Genomic DNA, 19,789 nt, shown 5'->3' with positions numbered 1-19,789 from the left:
TTAAAACGCTTTTCGGGTATTACTGGCCGGCGATTTTCATTTCCGGCAGTAATACAGAACCACACTGTATATTGCTACGTGTTTCAATATCGTTACCGACCGTAACGATATTGCGCCACATGTCCTTCAGGTTTCCGGCGATGGTAATTTCGCTCACCGGATACTGAATTTCGCCGTTTTCGACCCAGAAGCCTGCCGCACCGCGAGAATAGTCGCCGGTGATGCCGCTTACGCCCTGGCCCATCAGCTCGGTGACCACCAGACCGGTGCCCATCTCTTTCAGCATCTGCTCGAAGTTCAGGCCCTGACCGGCAATGCGCCAGTTGTGGATCCCGCCCGCATGTCCGGTGCTTTTCAGCCCCAGCTTGCGTGCGGAGTAGTTGGTCAGCAGCCACTGGGTCAGAATGCCGTCTTTAACAATATCGCGGCGTTCCGTGCGCACGCCTTCGCTGTCGAATGGCGTGGAGGCCAGCCCTTTCAGCAGGTGCGGATGTTCCTCGATAGTCAGCCACTCCGGCAGGATCTGCTTGCCCAGCGAGTCGAGCAGGAAGGTGGATTTACGGTACACCGAGCCGCCCGCGATAGCGCCCACCAGATGACCAAACAGGCCGGTCGCCACTTCATTGGCAAAAATGACCGGGGCCTTCATGGTGGAGAGCTTACGCGGCGACAGGCGAGACAGCGTGCGTTCGGCACACTCTTTGCCCACCCATTCAGGAGACTGCAAATCCCCCAGCGCGCGGCCAATGGTGTAGGCGTAGTCACGCTCCATGTCACCGTTCTCTTCGGCAATTACGCAGCTTGAAAGCGAGTGACGGGTGGAGCAGTAGCCCTGCAGCATGCCGTGGCTGTTGCCGAAAACTTTGATGCCGTAGTGGCTGTTGAAGCTGCCGCCTTCGGTATTTGTGATGCGCTTGTCAGCCTGCAAAGACGCCTGCTCGGCGCGCGCGGCCAGCTCAATGGCTTCGTCCGGGGTCACTTCCGCCGGATGGAACAGATCGAGATCCGGCGCGTCAAACGCCAGCAGATCTTTATCCGCCACGCCTGCGTAAGGATCCGGAGAGGTGTAACGGGCGATATCCAGCGCCGCCTGCACCGTGCGGGCGATGGCATCCGGGCTGAGATCGGTGGACGACGCGCTGCCTTTGCGGTTCTGGTGATACACCGTGATCCCAAGCGCGCCATCGCTGTTAAATTCTACATTCTCCACTTCGCCATAGCGGGTGCTCACGCTAATGCCGGTGGTTTTGCTGACCGCCACTTCGGCGCCATCTGATTTACCTGAAGCGAGCGTCAGCGCGGTGGAGACGGCTTCTTCCAGAATCTTACGCTGCGCTTCAACTTGTGAGGTTACTTTCATCGCAAATGCCATACTGTAAGAGAGAGTTAAGTGAAGTCTAACAGAGAACCGTTTTTCAGTGCGCGTCTTAACTGGTAACATTAGCCTCTTTTTTTAAGGAGCCTGACATGACTAAGCAGCCCGAAGACTGGCTCGACGACGTTCCCGGTGATGACATCGAAGACGAAGATGAAGAGATCATCTGGGTCAGTAAAAGTGAAATTAAACGTGACGCCGAAGAGTTAAAACAGCTTGGCGCAGAAATGGTAGAACTGGGTAAAAACGCGCTGGATAAGATCCCGCTCGACCAGGATCTGCGTGATGCCATTGAACTGGCACAGAAAATCAAGAAAGAAGGCCGTCGTCGCCAGCTTCAGCTTATCGGTAAAATGCTGCGTCAGCGCGACGTGGATCCGATCCGTCAGGCGCTGGACAAGCTGAAAAACCGCCACAACCAGCAGGTTGCGCTGTTCCATAAGCTGGAGCAGATCCGCGATCGTCTGATTGAACAGGGTGATGATGCGGTACCGGAAGTGCTGAACCTGTGGCCGGATGCCGACCGCCAGCAGCTGCGTTCTTTGATCCGCAACGCGAAGAAAGAGAAAGAGGGGAATAAGCCGCCGAAATCCGCGCGTCTGATTTTCCAGTATCTGCGCGAGCTGTCTGAGAACGCAGAGTAAGCCCCTCACCCCAAAGGGAAGAGGGAGAAGAGATAATGTAAGCCCGGTAAGCGCTAGCGCCACCGGGCTTTTTTTTACTCTGCGGCCGCGGCTTTCTTCGCCAGACCGTCCAGCAGCTTCTGATGGATCCCACCGAACCCGCCGTTGCTCATCACCAGAATGTGGTCGCCAGGCTGTGCGGCTTTCACCACCATATCCGCTAAGACATCCACGTCCGCGCTCCAGTGCGCAGGCTGAATGCAGGCGTCGGCCACTTCAGCCACCTGCCACGGAATATGCTGCGGCTGCAGCAGGAAGACTTCGTCGGCACGTCCCAGGGACGGTGCGAGGTCGTCTTTGCAGATGCCCATTTTCATGGTGTTCGAGCGCGGTTCCAGCACCGCCAGAATGCGCGCGGTGCCGCCAACCTTGCCACGCAGGGCGGCAAGCGTCGCCAGAATGGCCGTTGGGTGGTGCGCGAAATCGTCATACACCGTCACGCCGTTCGCTTCGCCGCGCAGCTCCAGGCGGCGGCGGGCGTTGATAAACGTCCCCAGCGCATTGGCCGCATCCGCAGGCAGTACGCCCACGTGGCGCGCCGCGGCGATCGCCATCAGGCCGTTGTGCATGTTGTGCTCGCCCACCAGACCCCACTTCACCTCGCCCACTTTCTCACCGTCGAGCAGTACTTCCCACTCGGAGGCATCCGCGTTGAGTTTTTTCGCCTGCCAGTGGCCCTGCTCGCCTACCAGCTCCTGCTCGCTCCAGCAGCCCATCGCCAGGGTCTGCTTCAGGTTGATGTCGTTCTCCGGCAGGATAATGCGGCCCTGGCCTGGAACAATGCGCACCAGGTGGTGGAACTGTTTCTGAATGGCTTTCAGGTCGTCAAAGATATCCGCGTGGTCAAACTCAAGGTTGTTGAGGATCAGCGTGCGCGGGCAGTAGTGCACGAATTTGGAACGCTTGTCGAAGAATGCGCAGTCGTATTCATCAGCTTCAATCACAAAGAACGGGCTGTCGCCGAGACGCGCAGAGACGTCGAAGTTACCCGGCACGCCGCCGATCACGAAGCCCGGCTTGTAGCCGCAGGCTTCGAGGATCCAGGTCGCCATGCCGGCGGTGGTGGTTTTGCCATGGGTACCGGCTACGGCAACCACCCAGCGGTCGCGCAGCACGAAGTCATGCAGCCACTGCGGGCCGGACATGAACGGAATATTGCGTTCCAGCACCGCTTCAACGCACGGGTTACCGCGGGTCATGGCGTTGCCAATGATGACCAGATCCGGCTCGGGATCCAGCTGGCTGGCATCGTAGCCCTGAATTAAAGAAATGCCCTGTTTTTCCAGAAGTGTGCTCATCGGCGGATACACATTGGCGTCCGAACCTGTCACTTCATGGCCCAGCGAGCGCGCCAGCATTGCCAGTCCGCCCATGAAAGTGCCACAAATCCCCAATATATGAATGCGCATACGTCACTATCCTTCTTTAATGTGGCGCACATTTTACTCACATGTTAGCGGCTGTGAAACGCATTTCAGGTAAATCCGTATGTTGCTGGCGCGATTCACCTCTGCGCTACTATTTGAATATTTGTTAAGATTGTTGGGCTTTAGTCGTTTTAGTGAACATACAATCGCTCTACTCACAAAGATGCAGGGAAAGTGTTATGAAAACGTTAGGTGAATTTATTGTCGAAAAGCAGCACGAGTTCTCTCATGCTACGGGTGAACTCACTGCTTTGCTGTCGGCAATAAAGCTGGGCGCTAAGATCATCCACCGTGATATCAACAAGGCCGGTCTGGTCGATATCCTGGGTGCCAGCGGTGCCGAGAACGTTCAGGGCGAGGTTCAGCAGAAACTCGATCTGTTCGCAAATGAAAAACTGAAAGCTGCACTGCGCGCGCGCGACATCGTTGCGGGTATCGCCTCCGAAGAAGAAGATGAAATTGTTGTTTTCGAAGGGTGTGAACACGCGAAATACGTCGTACTGATGGATCCGCTCGACGGCTCCTCCAACATCGACGTTAACGTTTCTGTCGGTACCATTTTCTCCATCTACCGCCGCGTCACGCCTGTTGGTACGCCGGTAACCGAAGAAGATTTCCTGCAGCCAGGCAGTAACCAGGTTGCGGCCGGTTACGTCGTTTATGGCTCGTCCACCATGCTGGTCTACACCACCGGATGCGGGGTTCACGCCTTTACCTACGATCCGTCGCTGGGCGTCTTCTGCCTGTGCCAGGAACGTATGCGCTTCCCGGAGAAAGGCAGCACTTACTCCATCAACGAAGGCAACTACATCAAGTTCCCGAACGGCGTGAAGAAGTACATCAAATTCTGCCAGGAAGAAGATAAAGCGACCCAGCGCCCTTACACGTCCCGCTACATTGGCTCTCTGGTCGCGGATTTCCACCGTAACCTGCTGAAGGGCGGTATCTACCTCTACCCAAGCACCGCCAGCCACCCGGACGGGAAGCTGCGCCTGCTGTACGAATGCAACCCGATGGCGTTCCTGGCCGAACAGGCGGGCGGCAAGGCGAGCGACGGTAAACAGCGTATTCTGGACATCGTGCCGGAAAGCCTTCACCAGCGTCGTTCGTTCTTCGTTGGCAACAACCATATGGTTGAAGACGTTGAACGTTTTATCCGTGAGTACCCGGACGCGTAATATCTCTCCCGGGGAGCCAGTCTGGCTCCCCAACACATTTATATATTTTACCGTATAAGTGTTTATAAAAATCACGCTTTAATCTTCACCCCTGCTCCTGCATTATTTCCATAACAGTTTGACATTTATTTCCTGGAGCAGAATTGCAATGAAAAATTATTCCCGGGCTAATACCGGCATTGATTTAAATCTTATCCCTGTATTTATTGAAGTCGTCCGCTGCGGCAGTATGGCAAAAGCCTCTTTGCGCCTGGAGATGTCCCGTCCTGCGGTGAGCCTGGCGTTGAAGCGTTTTAATCAACTGTTTGATGAGCCGTTATTTTTCCGCAAAGGTTTATATCTCGAGCCGACTGAAAAAGCGTTAGCGTTAACCAGCTCGCTGGAATTATTAATGGGTGATATTCACGATAATATTGCGGCGGTAAATTCCGCGAAAAATAAAGCCCCGGCACAGAACGCACCGGGGCTGGGAAATATTATGCCGCAGTCTGAGCCGTCACTTTAAATGATGACATGGCTTCCATCAGCTGACGCGACTGTTCCTCAAGGGAGCGGGTCGCGGCGGAGGATTGCTGCACCAGCGCCGCATTCTGCTGCGCGGTTTCATCCATCTGGTTCACCGCAATATTCACCTGCTCGATGCCGCGGCTCTGCTCCTGAGACGCGGTGGCAATTTCGCGCATCAGTTTGGTCATGCGCAGCACTTCAGTGGCAATCTCATCCATCGTTTCACCCGCCTGCTGGGCCAGCTCGCTGCCCTCGTTAACGTGGGCCTGCGAATCGCCGATCAGAGAGCGGATCTCTTTCGCCGCGTCGGCGCTGCGGCTGGCAAGGTTGCGGACTTCACCCGCGACCACGGCAAACCCGCGCCCCTGCTCGCCCGCGCGCGCCGCTTCCACGGAGGCGTTAAGCGCCAGAATGTTGGTCTGGAAGGCAATACCGTCAATCACGCTCAGGATGTCGGCGATGCGCGCCGAACTGCCGGAGATATCGCGCATTTTTTCAATCACGTAGCAGACCATTTCGCTGCCGTGATCGGCGGTGTCGGAAACAGACTTCGCCAGCTGGTGCGCCTGCTCGGCGTTGTCGGCGTTAAGCTTCACCGTGGCGGTGATCTGCTCCATGCTGGCGGCGGTCTGCTCCAGCGACGTGGCGGTGGATTCGGTGCGCTCGGCAAGATCCCGGTTCCCCGCCGTCAGCTCGCGGCTGCCGGTATCAATTTGCGAGCTGGCATCGCGAACCCGCAGAACCGAGCTCATCAGCGACTGACGCATCTCCTCTATCGCCGCGTTGAGGCGGTTAAACTCCTGGCTCGCCGGGGCATTCAGCGTGTGGGTTAAATCGCCCGCTGCCACGTTCTCCAGCTGAGCAATCGACGCCGAGAGCGGCTTAAGCAGCATATGGCGCAGCGCCAGCCAGGCGAGCACGATAATGCCCGCCGTCAGCAGCGCGGCGACAATAATCAGGATCAGCACGCGGGTTTTACTCGCCTGCACGGCGCTCACTTCCGCCTGACCTCGCGCTTCGCTCCATTTCTGAAACGCCTGCATGTCGTTATCGAACTGCTTCGCCACCGGAATCAGCGTGTTCTCCAGCAGATCGTAATAGCTGTCTGCGCTCTGGTCATTCAGGGTTTTCAGCATCGGGCCGATCCCCTGCTGGTTATACGTCGCCAGGCTGGCCGCAACTTTGTCGAGGAGCTGCTGCCCCTGTTCATCAGCCACGCCGCCGTCAATCACGCCTTTTAACGTTTTCCGGGCCAGGGCGACTTCCTGATTGATGTTTTTTACCGCTTTGCCCGCATCGTCCAGCATGCCGATTTCCATCATGCGGACGGCCTGACCCGCCTCATTGCGCGCGCGCAGGATCAGCGTATAGCCGGTGTTCAGCTGCACCATCTGCTCACCCTGAAGGTGATTAATGCGCTGCAGTGAGGAAGAACTCTGTGTGAGGGCATAAATGCCGATGCCGCTGACAATCAGCAGCAGAAGGGTCATAACGGCCAGTAAAGAGAGCAAGCCGGTACGAATCGATAGCGTTTTAAGCATGATATTATTTCCGGTAGCAAGATATTTCTGGGCATAAAAGAAGATTATCGGCCGCTACCGGAAAATGTTTAGACTTTAAGCAAATTCAGCGTGTTATCGCTCTGTTACCGATGTGTTTACGCGGGTAACAGGCGAGCTTTGACGGTTCTCCCAGAGCACCGTCAGCCCCCGCTGCAGGGCAATAAAAATAAACAGCAGAATGCCAATGGCGATCTTCGTCCACCACGAGCTGAGCGTGCCGTCAAAGTTGATATAGGTTTGTATCAGGCCCTGAATCGCCACGCCGAACAGCGTCCCCAGCACCGTCCCTACCCCGCCGCTGAGCAGCGTGCCGCCGATAACCACAGAAGCAATCGCATCCAGTTCCACGCCGACGCCTGCAAGGGCATAGCCCGCCTGGGTATACACCGAGAAGACAATACCCGCCAGCGTTGCCAGGCCGGTCGAAAGCATATAGATGCGGATGGTGGTGCTGCGGGTTGAGATCCCCATCAGGTTGGCCGACGTTGCGTTGCCGCCAATGGCGTATACCTGATTGCCGAACCGGGTGCGGTGGGCAAGGAAAATGCCAATCACCACCACGCCCATCATCAGCAGCCCCATCGCGCTCAGGCGACCGCCGCCGGGGATTTTCCACGCCAGGCTGGAGAGCGTGTCATACACCGGATGGTTAATCGGAATCGACTCCTCAGAAACCAGATAACTTACGCCGCGCAGGAAAAACATCCCGGCCAGCGTGATGATAAAGGCCGGAATTTTCAGCGCGTCGATCAGAAGCCCCATAAAGGCGCCAAACGCGCAGCCCATCGCCAGTACCAGCGGAAACGCCACCAGCGGCGAGATGCCCCAGAAGCCGATCGCCTTCGCGAGGAACACCCCCGTAAACGCGATCACCGAGCCGACGGAGAGATCGATCCCGCCGGAGAGGATCACAAAGGTCATGCCGACGGCGATAATGCCTAAAAAGGCGTTGTCCGTCAGAATGTTGCAGATCACGCGCGTTGAGGCAAAACCGGGGAACTGCGTGAGGCAGTAGAGATACCCCAGCACAAACACGCCCAGCGTGATCATTAACGGTAAATTACGTTTTATCATGGCCACGGATCCCCTTAATGATGCTGACAAAGCGCGGCGACTGGACGATCAGCACGCAGAGTACAGCTACCGCTTTTACCACCTGGTTGAGTTCCGGCTGGAATCCAGAGAGCAGGATCCCGGTGTTCATGCCCTGAATGATCAGCGCGCCGATCACCGAGAGCAGCAGGTTAAAGCGCCCGCCCATCAGCGACCCGCCGCCGATCACCACCGCGAGGATCGCATCCAGCTCCAGCCAGAGCCCGGCGTTATTGGCATCGGCCCCGCGAATATCGGCGGCGACGATGACACCGGCAATGGCGGCGCAGACGCCGCTCAGCACGTAGGTCAGCATCACCATCAGGCGGGTGTTGACACCGGCGTTGCGCGCGGCGCGAATGTTGATCCCCACCGCCTCAATAAACATCCCGAGCGCCGTTTTGCGGGTGAAGAGCCAAAAGACAATAAGCGTGACCAGGGCAATAATCACCGGCGTCGGGAAGAACAGAAGGTTACCGCTGCCAAGCCATGCCAGGCTCGGAGAGTTGAAGGTAACAATCTGCCCCGAGGTGATCAGCTGTGCGACCCCGCGCCCGGCCACCATCAGGATCAGCGTAGCGACAAAGGGCTGAATTTTCAGCACCGCCACCAGAATGCCGTTCCATAGTCCGGCCAGCACGCCGGTGCCTAAGGCCGCCAGCAGTACCACCGGCAGGCTGTGACCGGCCACGGTCATGGAGGCTGCCGTGGCCCCGGCAATAGCCATCACCGCACCGACGGAGAGATCTATTCCGCCGGTGGCGATCACCAGCGTCATCCCAATCGCCAGCAGCGCCACGGGCGCGGCGCGGTTTAAAATATCGATCGGGCTGCCAAACAGGCGGCCATCCTGAACAATAATCTGGAAGAAATGCGGTGCGACAAGGCTATCTACCAGCAGCACCACCAGCAGCGCTGCAATTTGCGGCGTGCCGGTTGGCCAGCTAAAGCGGCGCTTTGACTCACCGGTTTGCGAAAGCGAACGGGACATCACGATTCACTCCTTACGCCGCGATGGCATTCATGATTGCCGGAACGGACAGTTTATCCAGCGGGATCTCTGCCACCTGTTTGCGATCGCGCATGATGATGACGCGATCGGCATAGCCCACCAGCTCCTCCAGCTCGGATGAGATAACCAGCAGGGCCAGCCCGTCCGCACAGAGCGTTTCGATAAGCCGGATAATTTCGGCGTGCGCGCCCACGTCGATACCGCGCGTCGGCTCGTCAAGGATCAGGAACTGCGGTTTGGTCAGCAGCCAGCGGGAGAGCAGCACCTTCTGCTGGTTACCGCCGGAGAGAAATTCAATCGGCTGTTCCGCGCTCGGGGTGCGGATGCCGAGCTGGCGGATAAAGCGCTCGGCGATGGCGTTTTGTTCTTTACGAGGGATCGGGCGTAGCCAGCCGCGCTGGGCCTGCAGGGCCAGGATGATATTTTCCCGCACCGAGGCGGCGGCAATGATGCCGTCCGTTTTCCGGTCTTCCGGGCAGAAGCCAACGCCCAGACAGGAGGCCTGATGCGGCGATCGCAGGGTTTGCGGTTTGCCCTTGATCAGCGCGGTGCCGCTGTCGGCAGGCTTGATCCCGAAGATCACCTCGGCGGTTTCGGTTCGGCCCGAGCCTAGCAGGCCCGCCAGCCCGACAATTTCGCCGGGACGCACCTCAAGGTTAAACGGCGATATCACGCCTTTCTTGCCGTAATCGCTGAACGCGGCAACCGGTTTTTCGCTCAGCAACGTGCGGCCCGCACGCTGGAGCGCGTTGGTTTCCAGCTCGCGGCCCAGCATCATTTTCACCAGCTCGATCTGCGGCAGCTCGCGGGTTTCGCGGCAGCCGACAAAGCTGCCGTTGCGCAGCACCGTAATGCGGTCGCTCACCTCATACACCTGATCGAGGAAGTGCGTGACGAAGATCAGGCTCACGCCCTGATCGCGCAGCTGGCGCATCAGGGTGAAGAGCATCTCCACTTCCTGGGTATCGAGGCTGGCGGTGGGTTCATCGAGGATCAGCACCTTCGCAGAGAGATCGATCGCGCGACAGATGGCGACGATCTGCTGCATCGCCACGGAAAAGCGGTTCAGCGGCTCGCGGACGTCGAGGGAGAAGCCGTAGGACTCCATCAGCTTCGTGGCGCGCGCCTCCATCTCTTTTCGGCGCAGCAGGCCAAAGCGGCGTGGCTCGCGGCCAATAAACAGGTTGTCCGCCACAGACATATTCGGCAGCAGGTTCACTTCCTGGTAAACCGTCCCGATCCCCAGCTGTTGGGCGTGGGCGGTATTTTTTGGCGAAATGGCGTTGCCTTCCAGCCAGATGGTGCCGCGATCGGCGTGATAAACGCCGGTCAGCGATTTAATCAGCGTCGATTTTCCCGCGCCGTTCTCGCCCAGCAGCGCCATGATCTCACCGCGCCGCAGGCTGAAATCAACGCTATCCAGCGCCTTTACGCCGGGGAAGAATTTACTCAAGCCCTCTGTGCGGAGGATTTCCTGGTGTTGTTCAGTTTTCATATTCATGTCCCCGGCACGTTCCCGTAGGCCGGGTAAGCGCAGCGCCACCCGGCAATTTCACTGGATCAGTAGCCCATATTTTTCTTCTTCTCTAACTCTTCTTTCGCTGTATCAGGCAGGTAGAGCGTGGACTTGGTGACGGTCACCTTCTCAGGCATCGTGCCGTCTTTCTTGAATTTCTCCAGCGCGTCGAATGCCGGGCCCGCCATGTTCGGCGTCAGCTCGACGCTGGCATTGGCTTCACCGTCGATCATCGCTTTGTAGATGTCCGGCACGCCGTCGATAGAGCCGGTGAGGATATCTTTGCCCGGCTTCAGGCCCGCTTCTTTAATCGCCTGAATCGCCCCGATCGCCATGTCATCGTTGTGGGCGTAAACCATGCAGATATTCTTGCCGTTGTTTTCAGCCTTGATAAAGCTCTCCATGACCTCTTTACCCTTACTGCGGGTAAAGTCGCCGGACTGGGAGCGGATAATCTTGATGTTTGGCGCTTTGGCAATGGCCTCAGCAAACCCTTTCTTACGGTCGATGGCCACGCTCGCGCCGACGGTGCCCTGCAGTTCAACGACGTTACACGGCTTGCCGTCGACCTGTTTAATCAGCCAGTCGCCAATTAACTGCCCTTCAAGCACGTTATTAGCGGTGACGGTGGTCATATAGAGAGATTTGTCTTTAACATCGATGGAACGGTCGAGCAGGAAGACCGGAATTTCAGCGTCTTTCGCTTCCTTCAGAACCGGTTCCCAGCCGGTCGCCACCACTGGTGCAATAAAGATGGCATCCACGCCCTGGGCGATAAACGAGCGCACGGCTTTGATCTGGTTTTCCTGCTTTTGCTGACCATCGGCGATTTTCAGGGTGATGCCGCGTTTCTGAGCCTCGCTTTTCGCAACGTTGGTTTCCGCCGCACGCCAGCCGGATTCAGAGCCAACTTGCGAAAAACCTACGGTTAAGGGAGCGGCCATCGCCATAGACGACATGGCTGCCGAAACTGCTGTGACAAGAAGTAAGCGCTTCCACATATGAGCGTCCTCGTAGGGGTGTTTATTGTTGGTTAAAAGATGTTCTGCGAAATGACTATAGCCAATGAAATATGTAACGAATTGCGTTACATCACACTTCAGGAAAGTGAATAAAATGTTAATCACAAGTTTGTAATCGCTTTCATTTCACCATTAAAAATGCGGCTGAGTTTATGGATTTTCCTGTCATGGAAACGGTCTGAAAAGTGGGACTTGCGGGGAGAGAAAGCGAAAAGAGGCGGAGACATTCAGCGTGAGTTGGCTATAATACCTGCCACTTGTTTACCATCCATTTTAAAGGACACCGACATGAGCTTACTCAACGTCCCAGCGGGTAAAGAACTGCCAGAAGACATCTACGTTGTTATTGAAATCCCGGCCAACGCAGATCCAATCAAATACGAAATCGACAAAGACACCGGTGCGCTGTTCGTTGACCGTTTCATGTCTACCGCCATGTTCTATCCGTGCAACTACGGCTACATCAACCACACCCTGTCTCTGGACGGTGACCCGGTTGACGTGCTGGTTCCAACGCCATACCCACTGCAGCCAGGCTCCGTCATTCGCTGCCGTCCTGTTGGCGTGCTGAAGATGACTGACGAAGCGGGTGAAGATGCGAAGCTGGTTGCGGTACCGCACACCAAGCTGAGCAAAGAGTACGATCACATTAAAGATGTGAATGACCTGCCAGAGCTGCTGAAAGCGCAGATCGCCCACTTCTTCGAGCACTACAAAGACCTCGAAAAAGGTAAATGGGTTAAGGTTGACGGCTGGGACAACGCAGAAGCGGCAAAAGCAGAAATCATCGCCTCCTTCGAACGCGCTGCTAAGAAGTAATTCTTACTGTCGATTGATGAAAGCCCCGCATACTGGGGCTTTTTTTATCTTTGTTAAAAGCAGCATACATTAGCTTTTAAGATAAATCCCATTCCCTTTGGCTTTTATGTTAATACAACAAAGACACCCTCTCATTTATGGTGGGAGTGGTTGAATAGGCTGTCAATTAATCACATACTGTCATAATGAGCATTAATCCCCATTGATTACAGGATTCATATGTCATCCATTAACATTGATGTTGCCCGCCCAACTGGAATTTACTTTATTATTGAAAGGCTATATTCCCGCGATGGACTTATGCCTTCCGTTGGGGAAATCAGCCCCTCTTTGACACAGGTACACCGCACTGTCATTCAGCTAAAACGCAAGCAAGATATGTTTATGGATGGTGTTAAGGTTACCCCAAAAGATATTACACTTTGGCAACAGATAAAATATCTTACGGGCTCGAAAGTAACGACCAAAGATACAGATACGTTAGTGTATACGACTGATTTTATCGGCTCTCTTGTAGCCACTACACCTTTAGGCAATATTGAGCATGAAAATATTCCTCGCTTCCTCACGACAGAGTCTATTCACTCCCTTCCTCAGGCGGTGAGCTATGGGCGTGATCCCATCCCACAGGTCCTTCTTTATGGTCGTAAGGATATTGTCTTCTTTATGGACAATGGTGGTAAAGGAACGCCAACTGCTATTGCAAAATATAATCACAACAATCGTGACCTTGCCATAATCAAAGATCAGCTGGAGGCCAGTAAAACGATGAAGGAACTGCTTTCTAAGGGAGCAAAATTATGAGTAAGAAAATCCATATCGTAAGTCTACTCGTCATTATTATTGCCTCCTTTATCTTTGGCAGAAGTACGTATACTCAATATCTGGCATGGTATTATGGAAGCGATAATTTAATATTCAGCGAAATAAACAGCTCCTTACTATCCAGTTTATTTAACGGGCTTTACTTCGCTCTTTCAGCAAGTATTATTTATACGTTACTCACTCTATTAAAAAGAATTCCAGCGAATATTGTCACTTCTTGTCTGCTTCAGTTCTGTATTAACATCGGGCTATATACGCTTTTTGTTGCAGTAGATAGAGGATATAGTAAATTACATACTTTAAGCTCGGGTGCTACTGATATCACCCACAGCTATTTTTTAGGAGCGTTGCTGACGAGCACGCTTCTGACCGTCGCGATCGTGAGCGTTATACATGCTAAGTTTCTTTCTTCAAAGCATAAAGATGGGCTACATAAAGGCGTTTGACTGTTACGGCAAAGACAGCAAATGGCAGTATCTCTGCATCCTGACATTCCAACTTGCCTGGTTTTTGTTTTACTTATGGATCCCTTATCGAAGCGATTATGCGATTTTGCTGTTTTTACTGTTTTTCCTGCCCGTCATATCAAGCAATACGCGATGCATAAACTACTATGGCCGTTCACGCGCCTTGTGTTTTTTATGGCTTATTGCCCCATACATCATGCTGTTCGTTCCTCTTTTTTTAACCCGACGCAGGGATACAGAAGAGAATTGAAAGTGAAAAAAACAACGCCACCTCACGGTGGCGTTGTCGTTTTTCAGTACTGGTCTCTGTCTAACCAGTTACCGCTTACAATCCGCGTTAACCCGTCGACCGGACGCTGGTAGACATACATCCACGCGCTTCCGTACGGTGTCTGGATCAACTGGCGAGCGTATTCACCGCCCCTGGTGCGCAAGGCATCAAGTTCGGCAAGTGTAGCATTATCAATACGATAAACTTCACCCTGTACTGTTCCTTCGCCGGGAACCGCGCCTGGATAGTGGCCCAGGCTGTACAACTGGTAGTTCTCGATATTGTAATTCCCCAGTAGCTGGGCATTGGTCATCCAGTGACTGTTGCCTTGCCTGGTTCGTAAACTGCCGTAGACAAATATTCGCATTGCTAAAACTCAAACTGATAGAGCAGATCAAGTGCCTGGTCTACGCCGGACACTGCTTCCAGATATAGCTTAGGCATCAGGCGATAGCGTAACGTGAGTGTTGCCAGTGAGTCAAAGATCCCCACACCATATTTTACCTGCAGACCCGGCAGTACATAGCCGCTGACCACCACCTGCGAGGAGTCACCCACGCCCTGGGTGTCCAGCGCCAGATTGCTTACGCCGAACGTCTCGCCGATTTTACCCACAACCTGCCCACTTTGTGCAACCCCCAGACCGACCAACATTGAGGTCATCGCCGCACTGTCGCTTTGTCCGCTGTCCAGACCTTGTCCGCGCAGCAGATAAGAGAGGGCTTCCTGCTGCGACATCGCCGGGTCGGAGAAGATCTCCGCCTTCGGTTCGTCGGCAGAGCCGGTGACGCGTACGCCAGCAATGACGTCGTTTTCCGTCGCTTCCGGGTTACGAATCGCTTCGATGTTCAACAGCGGTTGATCCGGTGGGCCGGAGAACAGCAGCTCGCCTTTACGGACAATCAGATCCTGACCATAGGCATGGAAACGCCCTTCAGGAATATTGATCTGCCCATTGAGGCCAAGCCCTTGTTTATCCTGCGCCACTTTCAGGTCGCCCGTGAGCCTCGCCTTCAGCCCAAACGCATCCAACCGCACGTTATTTCCCACGTGCACGATAAGGTTACTATTAATCGGTATACCAGCGCTCTTCTCTTCGGCAGGTTTCAGATTTTCATTGAGCATAACTTCATCACTGGAGACGCCGACCGCGCTTTCCGGCACCTCGTGAACCACGATGCGCGCCCACGGCACGTCCACGCGGCCATCCAGGGTGAAGAGGCTTGGCGTCGCCTCAAAGACCACGTCCGGCGAGACGTCCAGGCGCACCATTGGCGGTACGGTGATGCGCACCTTACTGCCTTTCGCGGCAATACGGGCGCGCCAGTTGTCGAGCTGGCTCCAGTCCGCGTCGCCGCTCAGGTTGATTTGCCCCTGCTGAGTTAATACCGAGCCGTTCAGCGTCGAGCTCATGCCGTTGAAGTTCATCGCAATCTGGCTGGGCTGCATATCGAATGGCATAAAGTTACCGTCGATATCCACACCGCTGAGCCGCAGCTGGCCGAACAGCTGAGGGCTTTGCGCGTTGCCCGCCAGGCGCAGGTTGGCATTCACCATGCCCTCGGCTTTTTCCCCGCGGGCGAAGATCGGGTTGACCATCGCCAGGTTGAAGTTACGAATATTGACGTTGCCGCCCAGATTGCGCCGCCCCTGCGGATCGGTAATCTGTATCTGCCCGTCCATCTGGCCGTTGTTGGTCAGACGGATAAGCCACCCCAGCTCCGCACGGTTGTTATGCAGGTCTGCACTCACATTCAGGGTGTCGAAGGCCACCGGCAGCGTCGCATCGTTCACCTCCTGCGTTACCTTCACGTTGCGCCCGGAAAGCGTGACGCTGCCCTGTGGAAGCCCCTCTTTGGTGGTGTCCCAGGCGACATCGGCTTTCCCGCTGAAGACGCCGCTGGCCTGCGTGGTGTCCGGCATAAACGGTTTCAGCATCGCCAGATCGAAGCGGTTCAGGTTGATCTGCGCGCGCCCTTCCGCCCCCGCATCAATGGTCTGCGGCACGCACAGCTCCGCGTTCGGGTTGGTCCAGCAGTGAGGCCCGATGCTGATCTTCTGCTCGGCGTTGCGGTAGTCCAGCGCAATGGAGCGCGACAGCGCCAGCGGCCCCACCGGGGTGTTGAAGCGGGTGTTGTCCAGCGTCCCTTTCCAGCGCGTTTCCTTCCGGTCGAAGCTGCCGGTCAGGTGAAGCTGGCCGGAGACGGGCTCGCCCTGCACGCGCAGCTGGAGGTCGTGCTGCTTCTCGTTACCTTTGGCGTCCAGAGTCACCAGGCTGATGTTCACGTCCGGCTGGGAAATACGCTCCACGCGCAGGTTCAGGTTGCCGCCGATCTGATCGGTGGATTTCACATCCCCTTCCACGCGGACGCGGGCAACGCTCAGCTCCTGCCAGCGCAGATTGTTGGCGGTGATATCTGCCAGCAGCTGCGGCGCGTCCACGGTGCCGCGCACTTTCACAAGTCCTTTCGCCGTACCGCCCAGACCCGGCAGGGCGTTATCCAGATTTGGCGCGTCGATAGTGGCGTCAAGATTGAGATCTTTTACCCCCAGCTCGCCTTTGATATCCGCCGTGTTGCGGCCCAGCGCCACGTGTAGTCCCGGGATAATCCACTGCAGGTAGCTGTTGCCCTTCACCGAGCCTTCAACGTTCACCTTGTTCTGCTTCACGTTCCCGGTGAGCTTGATTTCCGGCACGTCCATCTGCCACGTGCCGCCGTAGAGGCTGCCGCGGGTTTTGATCAGCCCGTCCAGCTTCGACGGCCAGTCCGGCACCTCTTTGGCGGTGTTAATTCCCGTCAGCTTCAGCTCGCCGCGCCAGCTGATCGCCTGCTGCCAGTCGAGCAGCGCAGTCAGTTCCGTTTTGCCTTCCAGCGCCGCGACGGTCAGCTTGTCGAGGTTAACCTGCTGTTCGTTGCCTTTTGCATCCAGCGTGATGGTCGCGGGCGGCACGCCCTGCCCCTTCACCGCAGTGCGGAACGAGAGCGTGTAGTCGGTCATCTTGCCGCTCAGCTTCAGCTTAAGATCGTCGGCCTGATACTGTTTTTCGCCGGTAAACGGCCAGTAAAGCTGCTTGCTGACAACCTCCAGATTGAGCGGCAGCCCGGCTTCCGCCAGCTGGGTTTGCGCGCGCAGGGCCATGTCTACCGGGCCGGAGAGATTCACCCCGATATCCAGCTTCTCGCGCAGCGCCCCGCCCACTTTAACCTTCACTTTTTCGCCCTTCAGCGGGTCGATATTCAGGGCGCTATTGAGGGTGATATCCACCGGCCAGCTGTCGCGCAGCAGGGCGTTGCCTGACGCGTTCACCGAGCCCTGGTTGGTATCGATATCCAGCGCGTCGAGCTTCATGTTGCCGTCAATACTGCTGACTTTCAGCAGCATGTTAAAGACCGTCAGATCGGTGTCGCCGGTCAGGCGCAGCTGTTCGCCTTTGAACTCCTCAATGTTGAGGTTCAGCGGCAGATGCACGTCGGTCATTTCAGGCAGGACAGGCTTCGAGAAGAGTTCTTTCAGCGTTTCGCCCAGCGGCTTCTCTTCCGGCTGCGGGTTCTGGATCTTCGGTTCGACGATCTCTTCCTGCGCCACGTCCGCCACTTTCGGCAGCGCGATCAGCAACCCTTGCAGCGAGGTTGGCGTCAGGGTGAGGTTTTTCTCCTGCCAGCGCAGGCCGGAGGTGAAATCCATCACCGAAACGGTGGTGTCGTCGATTTTGATATTGACGTTATCGAGCGCCACCCGATAGAGCGCAATCGGGTACGGCGTGGAGAGATTCAGCGGGCCGCTGTCCTCTTCCTCAACCGGCGCAGACTTCGGCATTTTCTTTGAGTCTATCGCCACGTTGACGTCTTTTAGCGACAGATCGTTCACGCAGAGCTTGCTGTCCCGCAGGCAGCCCAGCTTCACCGCGAGATGGAATTCCCCGGCGTTGACCGCCACGCCCGGCTGCTCGTAGCGGATGTTCTTCAGACGCAGGTCGCGCCAGCCGCCCGTTACCTGACCAATTTCCAGCCCCGGCACCCAACGGTTCGCGGCGTTAAACAGCAGATGCAGCCCGGTCGTCGTTCCCACCAGAAACGCCACCGTACCGAGCAGCAGCACGATAAAAATCAGCACCCCGAGGCTTATTTTCTTCCATAAACTCATAATTCAGGCCCCAGACCGATGTAAAACTGTAATCCGTGTTCATCTTTGTCGCCCACCGGCACGGCGAAGTCGAGCTTGATAGGCCCGACGGGTGATTGCCATCGTACGCCCACGCCTGCACCGGTTTTAAAGTCGCTGCGGCGGATATCGTTCACCGCTTCACCACCGTCAACAAACATGGCACCCCACCACTTGCCGCTGACGTTGTACTGATACTCCAGCGATCCGGTCGCCAGTTTGGATGCCCCGGTCAGCTGGCCTTTTTCGTTTTCAGGTGAGATCGATTTGTACTTATACCCGCGAATGCTGCGGTCGCCCCCGGCGAAGAAGCGCAGGTCCGGCGGAACGCGCTCGAAATCACCCGTCTCAATCCAGCCGAGATTGCCGCGCATTACAAAGCGGTGTTTGTCATACAGCGTGCGGATCCAGACGTTTTGCGCCTGCACCACCGTGAAGTCGACGTCAGAGCCCCACATCGTATTGGAGTAGTCGATAGAGTAACGCTGTGAATCACCCCAGGTTGGCATCAGGCCGCCGCGCGAGCGGGTGCGGCTGATCATCACGCCCGGATAAAGCAGCATAGTGGTGTTGGTGACGTTTGCCTGGGTAAAGTGATCAAGGCTCCAGCGCAGGTTAATGGCGCGCTGCCAGCCGCTGGAGAGATCCCAGAAGCGTGAAACCGCAAGCGTTGTCGAGTCCTGCTCGGTATCGTTCAAATCGGTACGCTTAAAGCCGCCCTGCACCAGGTAATATTGCTCAAGCGGGTTTTTCAGCAGCGGCATTTTATAGCTGAAATCAAGCTGCTGTTCCGGTGCGGAAATGCTGGCGCTGGTGGTCAGGCTGTGGCCGTAGGAGTTCATCCACGGCTTTTTCCAGGAGGTCTTCACGCGCGGACCGACGTCTGTCGAGTAGCCAACACCGGTCTCAATGGTGTTCTCGGTGCGCGGCGAGACAACGCCATGCAGCGGCAACACCTTGGTTTTGCGAGACTTATCAAATTCCGGTGCGACAACCACGGAGTTAAACCAGCCGGTAGCGGAGAGGCGACGGTTCAGCTCCGCAAGATCGCTCGACTGGTAGTAATCGCCTTTTTTAAACGGCACGAGGTTTTGCAGATACTCTTCACGAATTTGCGAACCTTCAAACGTTACATCGCCAAAGCGGTAGCGTTCGCCACTGTCGTAGTCAATATCCCAGAAGGCCTGACGTCGCTCCAGCGCGATGCCCAACTGGCTTTTATTGAACTGGCTGTCGAAGTAGCCCTTGCGAAGAGAGACGCTCGTCAGCTCTTTTTTGAAGTGGTCGTAGTCACCGTGGTTGAGCACGGTGCCGATTTTCGGTCGCGTGCTGAGCAGGTCCAGGTAGTCGCGGTCGGTACGCGCGCCGCCGCGCAGGATGACGTTCGTGCCGCCAATCAGCACCGGCTCGCCCGGCGAGACGCGGGCAATAAGCACCTGACGCCCCTTCTTTGGCGGCGGGCGAAGATCGAAATCAATGGTGGGTTCGTAATACCCCAGCGCTTTTAGCCCTTCACGGATCGCGTCATCCACGCGCGCGCGAAAACGCCGGTCCGGCGTCACCTCATCGCTCTGGATGGTCGACAGCTGCGCACGCACGTTTTTTTCCAGCGTCCCGGATAACCCCTCAACCTGCAAACGGACATTCGCCGCGCTGGCAACCCCGCTTGTCAGCAATACACTGACTAAACATAACTGGCGGATTTTTGTCACGTTTTCTCCTGAATATCCCTTTTCCACCCTGGAAGCAAATGAAGCGCCGCCGTGCGGCAAAATACGGCCCGGAAGCCAAAAACCCAAATCGCGGGTTGAAAACGGGTGTAACACCCAAATATTTCTTATGATTAAATCTAGTCTCATTCAGCGCATT

16 protein-coding genes are annotated in these 19,789 nt (G+C 56.0%); 6 read left to right on the top strand and 10 right to left on the bottom strand.

The window, feature by feature from the left end; all coding sequences use genetic code 11:
• Window positions 1-19 precede the first annotated feature (19 nt).
• Window positions 20-1,372 carry a metalloprotease PmbA gene (pmbA, locus tag ACMGGH_RS07825; RefSeq protein ID WP_032644960.1) on the bottom strand — a complete coding sequence of 451 codons (1,353 nt, stop codon included), beginning with the start codon at window positions 1,370-1,372 and terminating at the stop codon, window positions 20-22.
• 95 nt (window positions 1,373-1,467) lie between these two features.
• Between pmbA and yjgA the strand changes: the two genes are divergently transcribed.
• A complete protein-coding gene (yjgA, locus tag ACMGGH_RS07820; protein WP_232948690.1) occupies window positions 1,468-2,019 on the top strand; it encodes a ribosome biogenesis factor YjgA in 552 nt (183 codons plus the stop codon).
• Between the two features lie 74 nt (window positions 2,020-2,093).
• Here yjgA and mpl read toward each other — a convergent pair whose 3' ends face one another.
• On the bottom strand, window positions 2,094-3,467 hold the full coding sequence (gene mpl, locus ACMGGH_RS07815; RefSeq protein WP_048999482.1) for a UDP-N-acetylmuramate:L-alanyl-gamma-D-glutamyl-meso-diaminopimelate ligase: 1,374 nt from the start codon (window positions 3,465-3,467) through the stop codon (window positions 2,094-2,096).
• Window positions 3,468-3,664: 197 nt separating this feature from the next.
• Here mpl and fbp point away from each other — a divergent pair, with 197 nt between their 5' ends.
• Window positions 3,665-4,663, top strand: coding sequence for a class 1 fructose-bisphosphatase (gene fbp, locus ACMGGH_RS07810; protein ID WP_028015293.1), 999 nt, complete (start codon window positions 3,665-3,667; stop codon window positions 4,661-4,663).
• Window positions 4,664-4,811: 148 nt separating this feature from the next.
• Complete coding sequence (locus ACMGGH_RS07805; protein WP_028015292.1) at window positions 4,812-5,168, top strand: helix-turn-helix domain-containing protein; 357 nt, start codon at window positions 4,812-4,814, stop codon at window positions 5,166-5,168.
• Here ACMGGH_RS07805 and ACMGGH_RS07800 read toward each other — a convergent pair.
• The 5 genes from ACMGGH_RS07800 to ytfQ form a co-directional block, all read right to left on the bottom strand.
• Window positions 5,140-6,711 carry a methyl-accepting chemotaxis protein gene (locus ACMGGH_RS07800; RefSeq protein ID WP_232948691.1) on the bottom strand — a complete coding sequence of 524 codons (1,572 nt, stop codon included), beginning with the start codon at window positions 6,709-6,711 and terminating at the stop codon, window positions 5,140-5,142. The genes ACMGGH_RS07805 and ACMGGH_RS07800 overlap by 29 nt on opposite strands.
• Window positions 6,712-6,804: 93 nt before the next feature.
• Window positions 6,805-7,806 carry a galactofuranose ABC transporter, permease protein YjfF gene (yjfF, locus tag ACMGGH_RS07795; RefSeq protein WP_232948692.1) on the bottom strand — a complete coding sequence of 334 codons (1,002 nt, stop codon included), beginning with the start codon at window positions 7,804-7,806 and terminating at the stop codon, window positions 6,805-6,807.
• A complete protein-coding gene (gene ytfT, locus ACMGGH_RS07790; protein WP_232948693.1) occupies window positions 7,793-8,818 on the bottom strand; it encodes a galactofuranose ABC transporter, ATP-binding protein YtfT in 1,026 nt (341 codons plus the stop codon). Before ytfT ends, yjfF begins: the two co-directional genes overlap by 14 nt.
• 10 nt (window positions 8,819-8,828) lie before the next feature.
• Window positions 8,829-10,331: a galactofuranose ABC transporter, ATP-binding protein YtfR gene (ytfR, locus tag ACMGGH_RS07785; RefSeq protein WP_041911465.1), complete on the bottom strand. Its 1,503-nt coding sequence runs from the start codon at window positions 10,329-10,331 to the stop codon at window positions 8,829-8,831.
• A 65-nt stretch (window positions 10,332-10,396) separates the two neighbouring features.
• Window positions 10,397-11,353, bottom strand: a complete 957-nt coding sequence (gene ytfQ, locus ACMGGH_RS07780; protein ID WP_021240696.1) for a galactofuranose ABC transporter substrate-binding protein YtfQ — start codon at window positions 11,351-11,353, stop codon at window positions 10,397-10,399.
• Window positions 11,354-11,662: 309 nt separating this feature from the next.
• Here ytfQ and ppa point away from each other — a divergent pair, with 309 nt between their 5' ends.
• From ppa to ACMGGH_RS07765, 3 genes are all read left to right on the top strand, one after another.
• Window positions 11,663-12,193 (top strand): inorganic diphosphatase, encoded by a 531-nt coding sequence (ppa, locus tag ACMGGH_RS07775; RefSeq protein ID WP_041911466.1) that lies wholly within the window; start codon window positions 11,663-11,665, stop codon window positions 12,191-12,193.
• 219 nt (window positions 12,194-12,412) lie between these two features.
• Window positions 12,413-12,997, top strand: a complete 585-nt coding sequence (locus ACMGGH_RS07770; RefSeq protein ID WP_028015288.1) for a hypothetical protein — start codon at window positions 12,413-12,415, stop codon at window positions 12,995-12,997.
• Window positions 12,994-13,464 (top strand): hypothetical protein, encoded by a 471-nt coding sequence (locus tag ACMGGH_RS07765; RefSeq protein ID WP_047366994.1) that lies wholly within the window; start codon window positions 12,994-12,996, stop codon window positions 13,462-13,464. Before ACMGGH_RS07770 ends, ACMGGH_RS07765 begins: the two co-directional genes overlap by 4 nt.
• Before the next feature lie 314 nt (window positions 13,465-13,778).
• On the opposite strand, the gene ACMGGH_RS07760 is transcribed toward ACMGGH_RS07765, so the two are convergent.
• Genes ACMGGH_RS07760 through tamA form a run of 3 tightly spaced genes read right to left on the bottom strand, consistent with a single transcriptional unit; the run spans window position 13,779 to window position 19,632 of the window.
• Window positions 13,779-14,123, bottom strand: coding sequence for a gamma-glutamylcyclotransferase family protein (locus ACMGGH_RS07760; RefSeq protein WP_008501424.1), 345 nt, complete (start codon window positions 14,121-14,123; stop codon window positions 13,779-13,781).
• Between the two features lie 2 nt (window positions 14,124-14,125).
• Window positions 14,126-17,902: an autotransporter assembly complex protein TamB gene (tamB, locus tag ACMGGH_RS07755; RefSeq protein ID WP_126326214.1), complete on the bottom strand. Its 3,777-nt coding sequence runs from the start codon at window positions 17,900-17,902 to the stop codon at window positions 14,126-14,128.
• On the bottom strand, window positions 17,899-19,632 hold the full coding sequence (gene tamA / locus ACMGGH_RS07750) for an autotransporter assembly complex protein TamA (RefSeq protein WP_048999479.1): 1,734 nt from the start codon (window positions 19,630-19,632) through the stop codon (window positions 17,899-17,901). Before tamA ends, tamB begins: the two co-directional genes overlap by 4 nt.
• Window positions 19,633-19,789: the final 157 nt, after the last annotated feature.

It is taken from the genome of Enterobacter sp. BNK-16 (genome assembly GCF_048684955.1).
Lineage (GTDB): Bacteria > Pseudomonadota > Gammaproteobacteria > Enterobacterales > Enterobacteriaceae > Enterobacter > Enterobacter bugandensis.
This window is presented reverse-complemented; position numbering and strand designations above follow the sequence as displayed.

What these genes read in the sequence shown, in the direction of transcription:
- ACMGGH_RS07800 (WP_232948691.1), bottom strand. Translation starts at nt 6,711, where the DNA reads ATGCTTAAAACGCTATCGATTCGTACCGGCTTGCTCTCTTTACTGGCC.
- mpl (WP_048999482.1), bottom strand. Translation starts at nt 3,467, where the DNA reads ATGCGCATTCATATATTGGGGATTTGTGGCACTTTCATGGGCGGACTG.
- ppa (WP_041911466.1), top strand. Translation starts at nt 11,663, where the DNA reads ATGAGCTTACTCAACGTCCCAGCGGGTAAAGAACTGCCAGAAGACATC.
- ACMGGH_RS07805 (WP_028015292.1), top strand. Translation starts at nt 4,812, where the DNA reads ATGAAAAATTATTCCCGGGCTAATACCGGCATTGATTTAAATCTTATC.
- ACMGGH_RS07770 (WP_028015288.1), top strand. Translation starts at nt 12,413, where the DNA reads ATGTCATCCATTAACATTGATGTTGCCCGCCCAACTGGAATTTACTTT.
- ytfQ (WP_021240696.1), bottom strand. Translation starts at nt 11,353, where the DNA reads ATGTGGAAGCGCTTACTTCTTGTCACAGCAGTTTCGGCAGCCATGTCG.
- ytfR (WP_041911465.1), bottom strand. Translation starts at nt 10,331, where the DNA reads ATGAAAACTGAACAACACCAGGAAATCCTCCGCACAGAGGGCTTGAGT.
- tamB (WP_126326214.1), bottom strand. Translation starts at nt 17,902, where the DNA reads ATGAGTTTATGGAAGAAAATAAGCCTCGGGGTGCTGATTTTTATCGTG.
- pmbA (WP_032644960.1), bottom strand. Translation starts at nt 1,372, where the DNA reads ATGGCATTTGCGATGAAAGTAACCTCACAAGTTGAAGCGCAGCGTAAG.
- yjgA (WP_232948690.1), top strand. Translation starts at nt 1,468, where the DNA reads ATGACTAAGCAGCCCGAAGACTGGCTCGACGACGTTCCCGGTGATGAC.
- ACMGGH_RS07765 (WP_047366994.1), top strand. Translation starts at nt 12,994, where the DNA reads ATGAGTAAGAAAATCCATATCGTAAGTCTACTCGTCATTATTATTGCC.
- ACMGGH_RS07760 (WP_008501424.1), bottom strand. Translation starts at nt 14,123, where the DNA reads ATGCGAATATTTGTCTACGGCAGTTTACGAACCAGGCAAGGCAACAGT.
- yjfF (WP_232948692.1), bottom strand. Translation starts at nt 7,806, where the DNA reads ATGATAAAACGTAATTTACCGTTAATGATCACGCTGGGCGTGTTTGTG.
- fbp (WP_028015293.1), top strand. Translation starts at nt 3,665, where the DNA reads ATGAAAACGTTAGGTGAATTTATTGTCGAAAAGCAGCACGAGTTCTCT.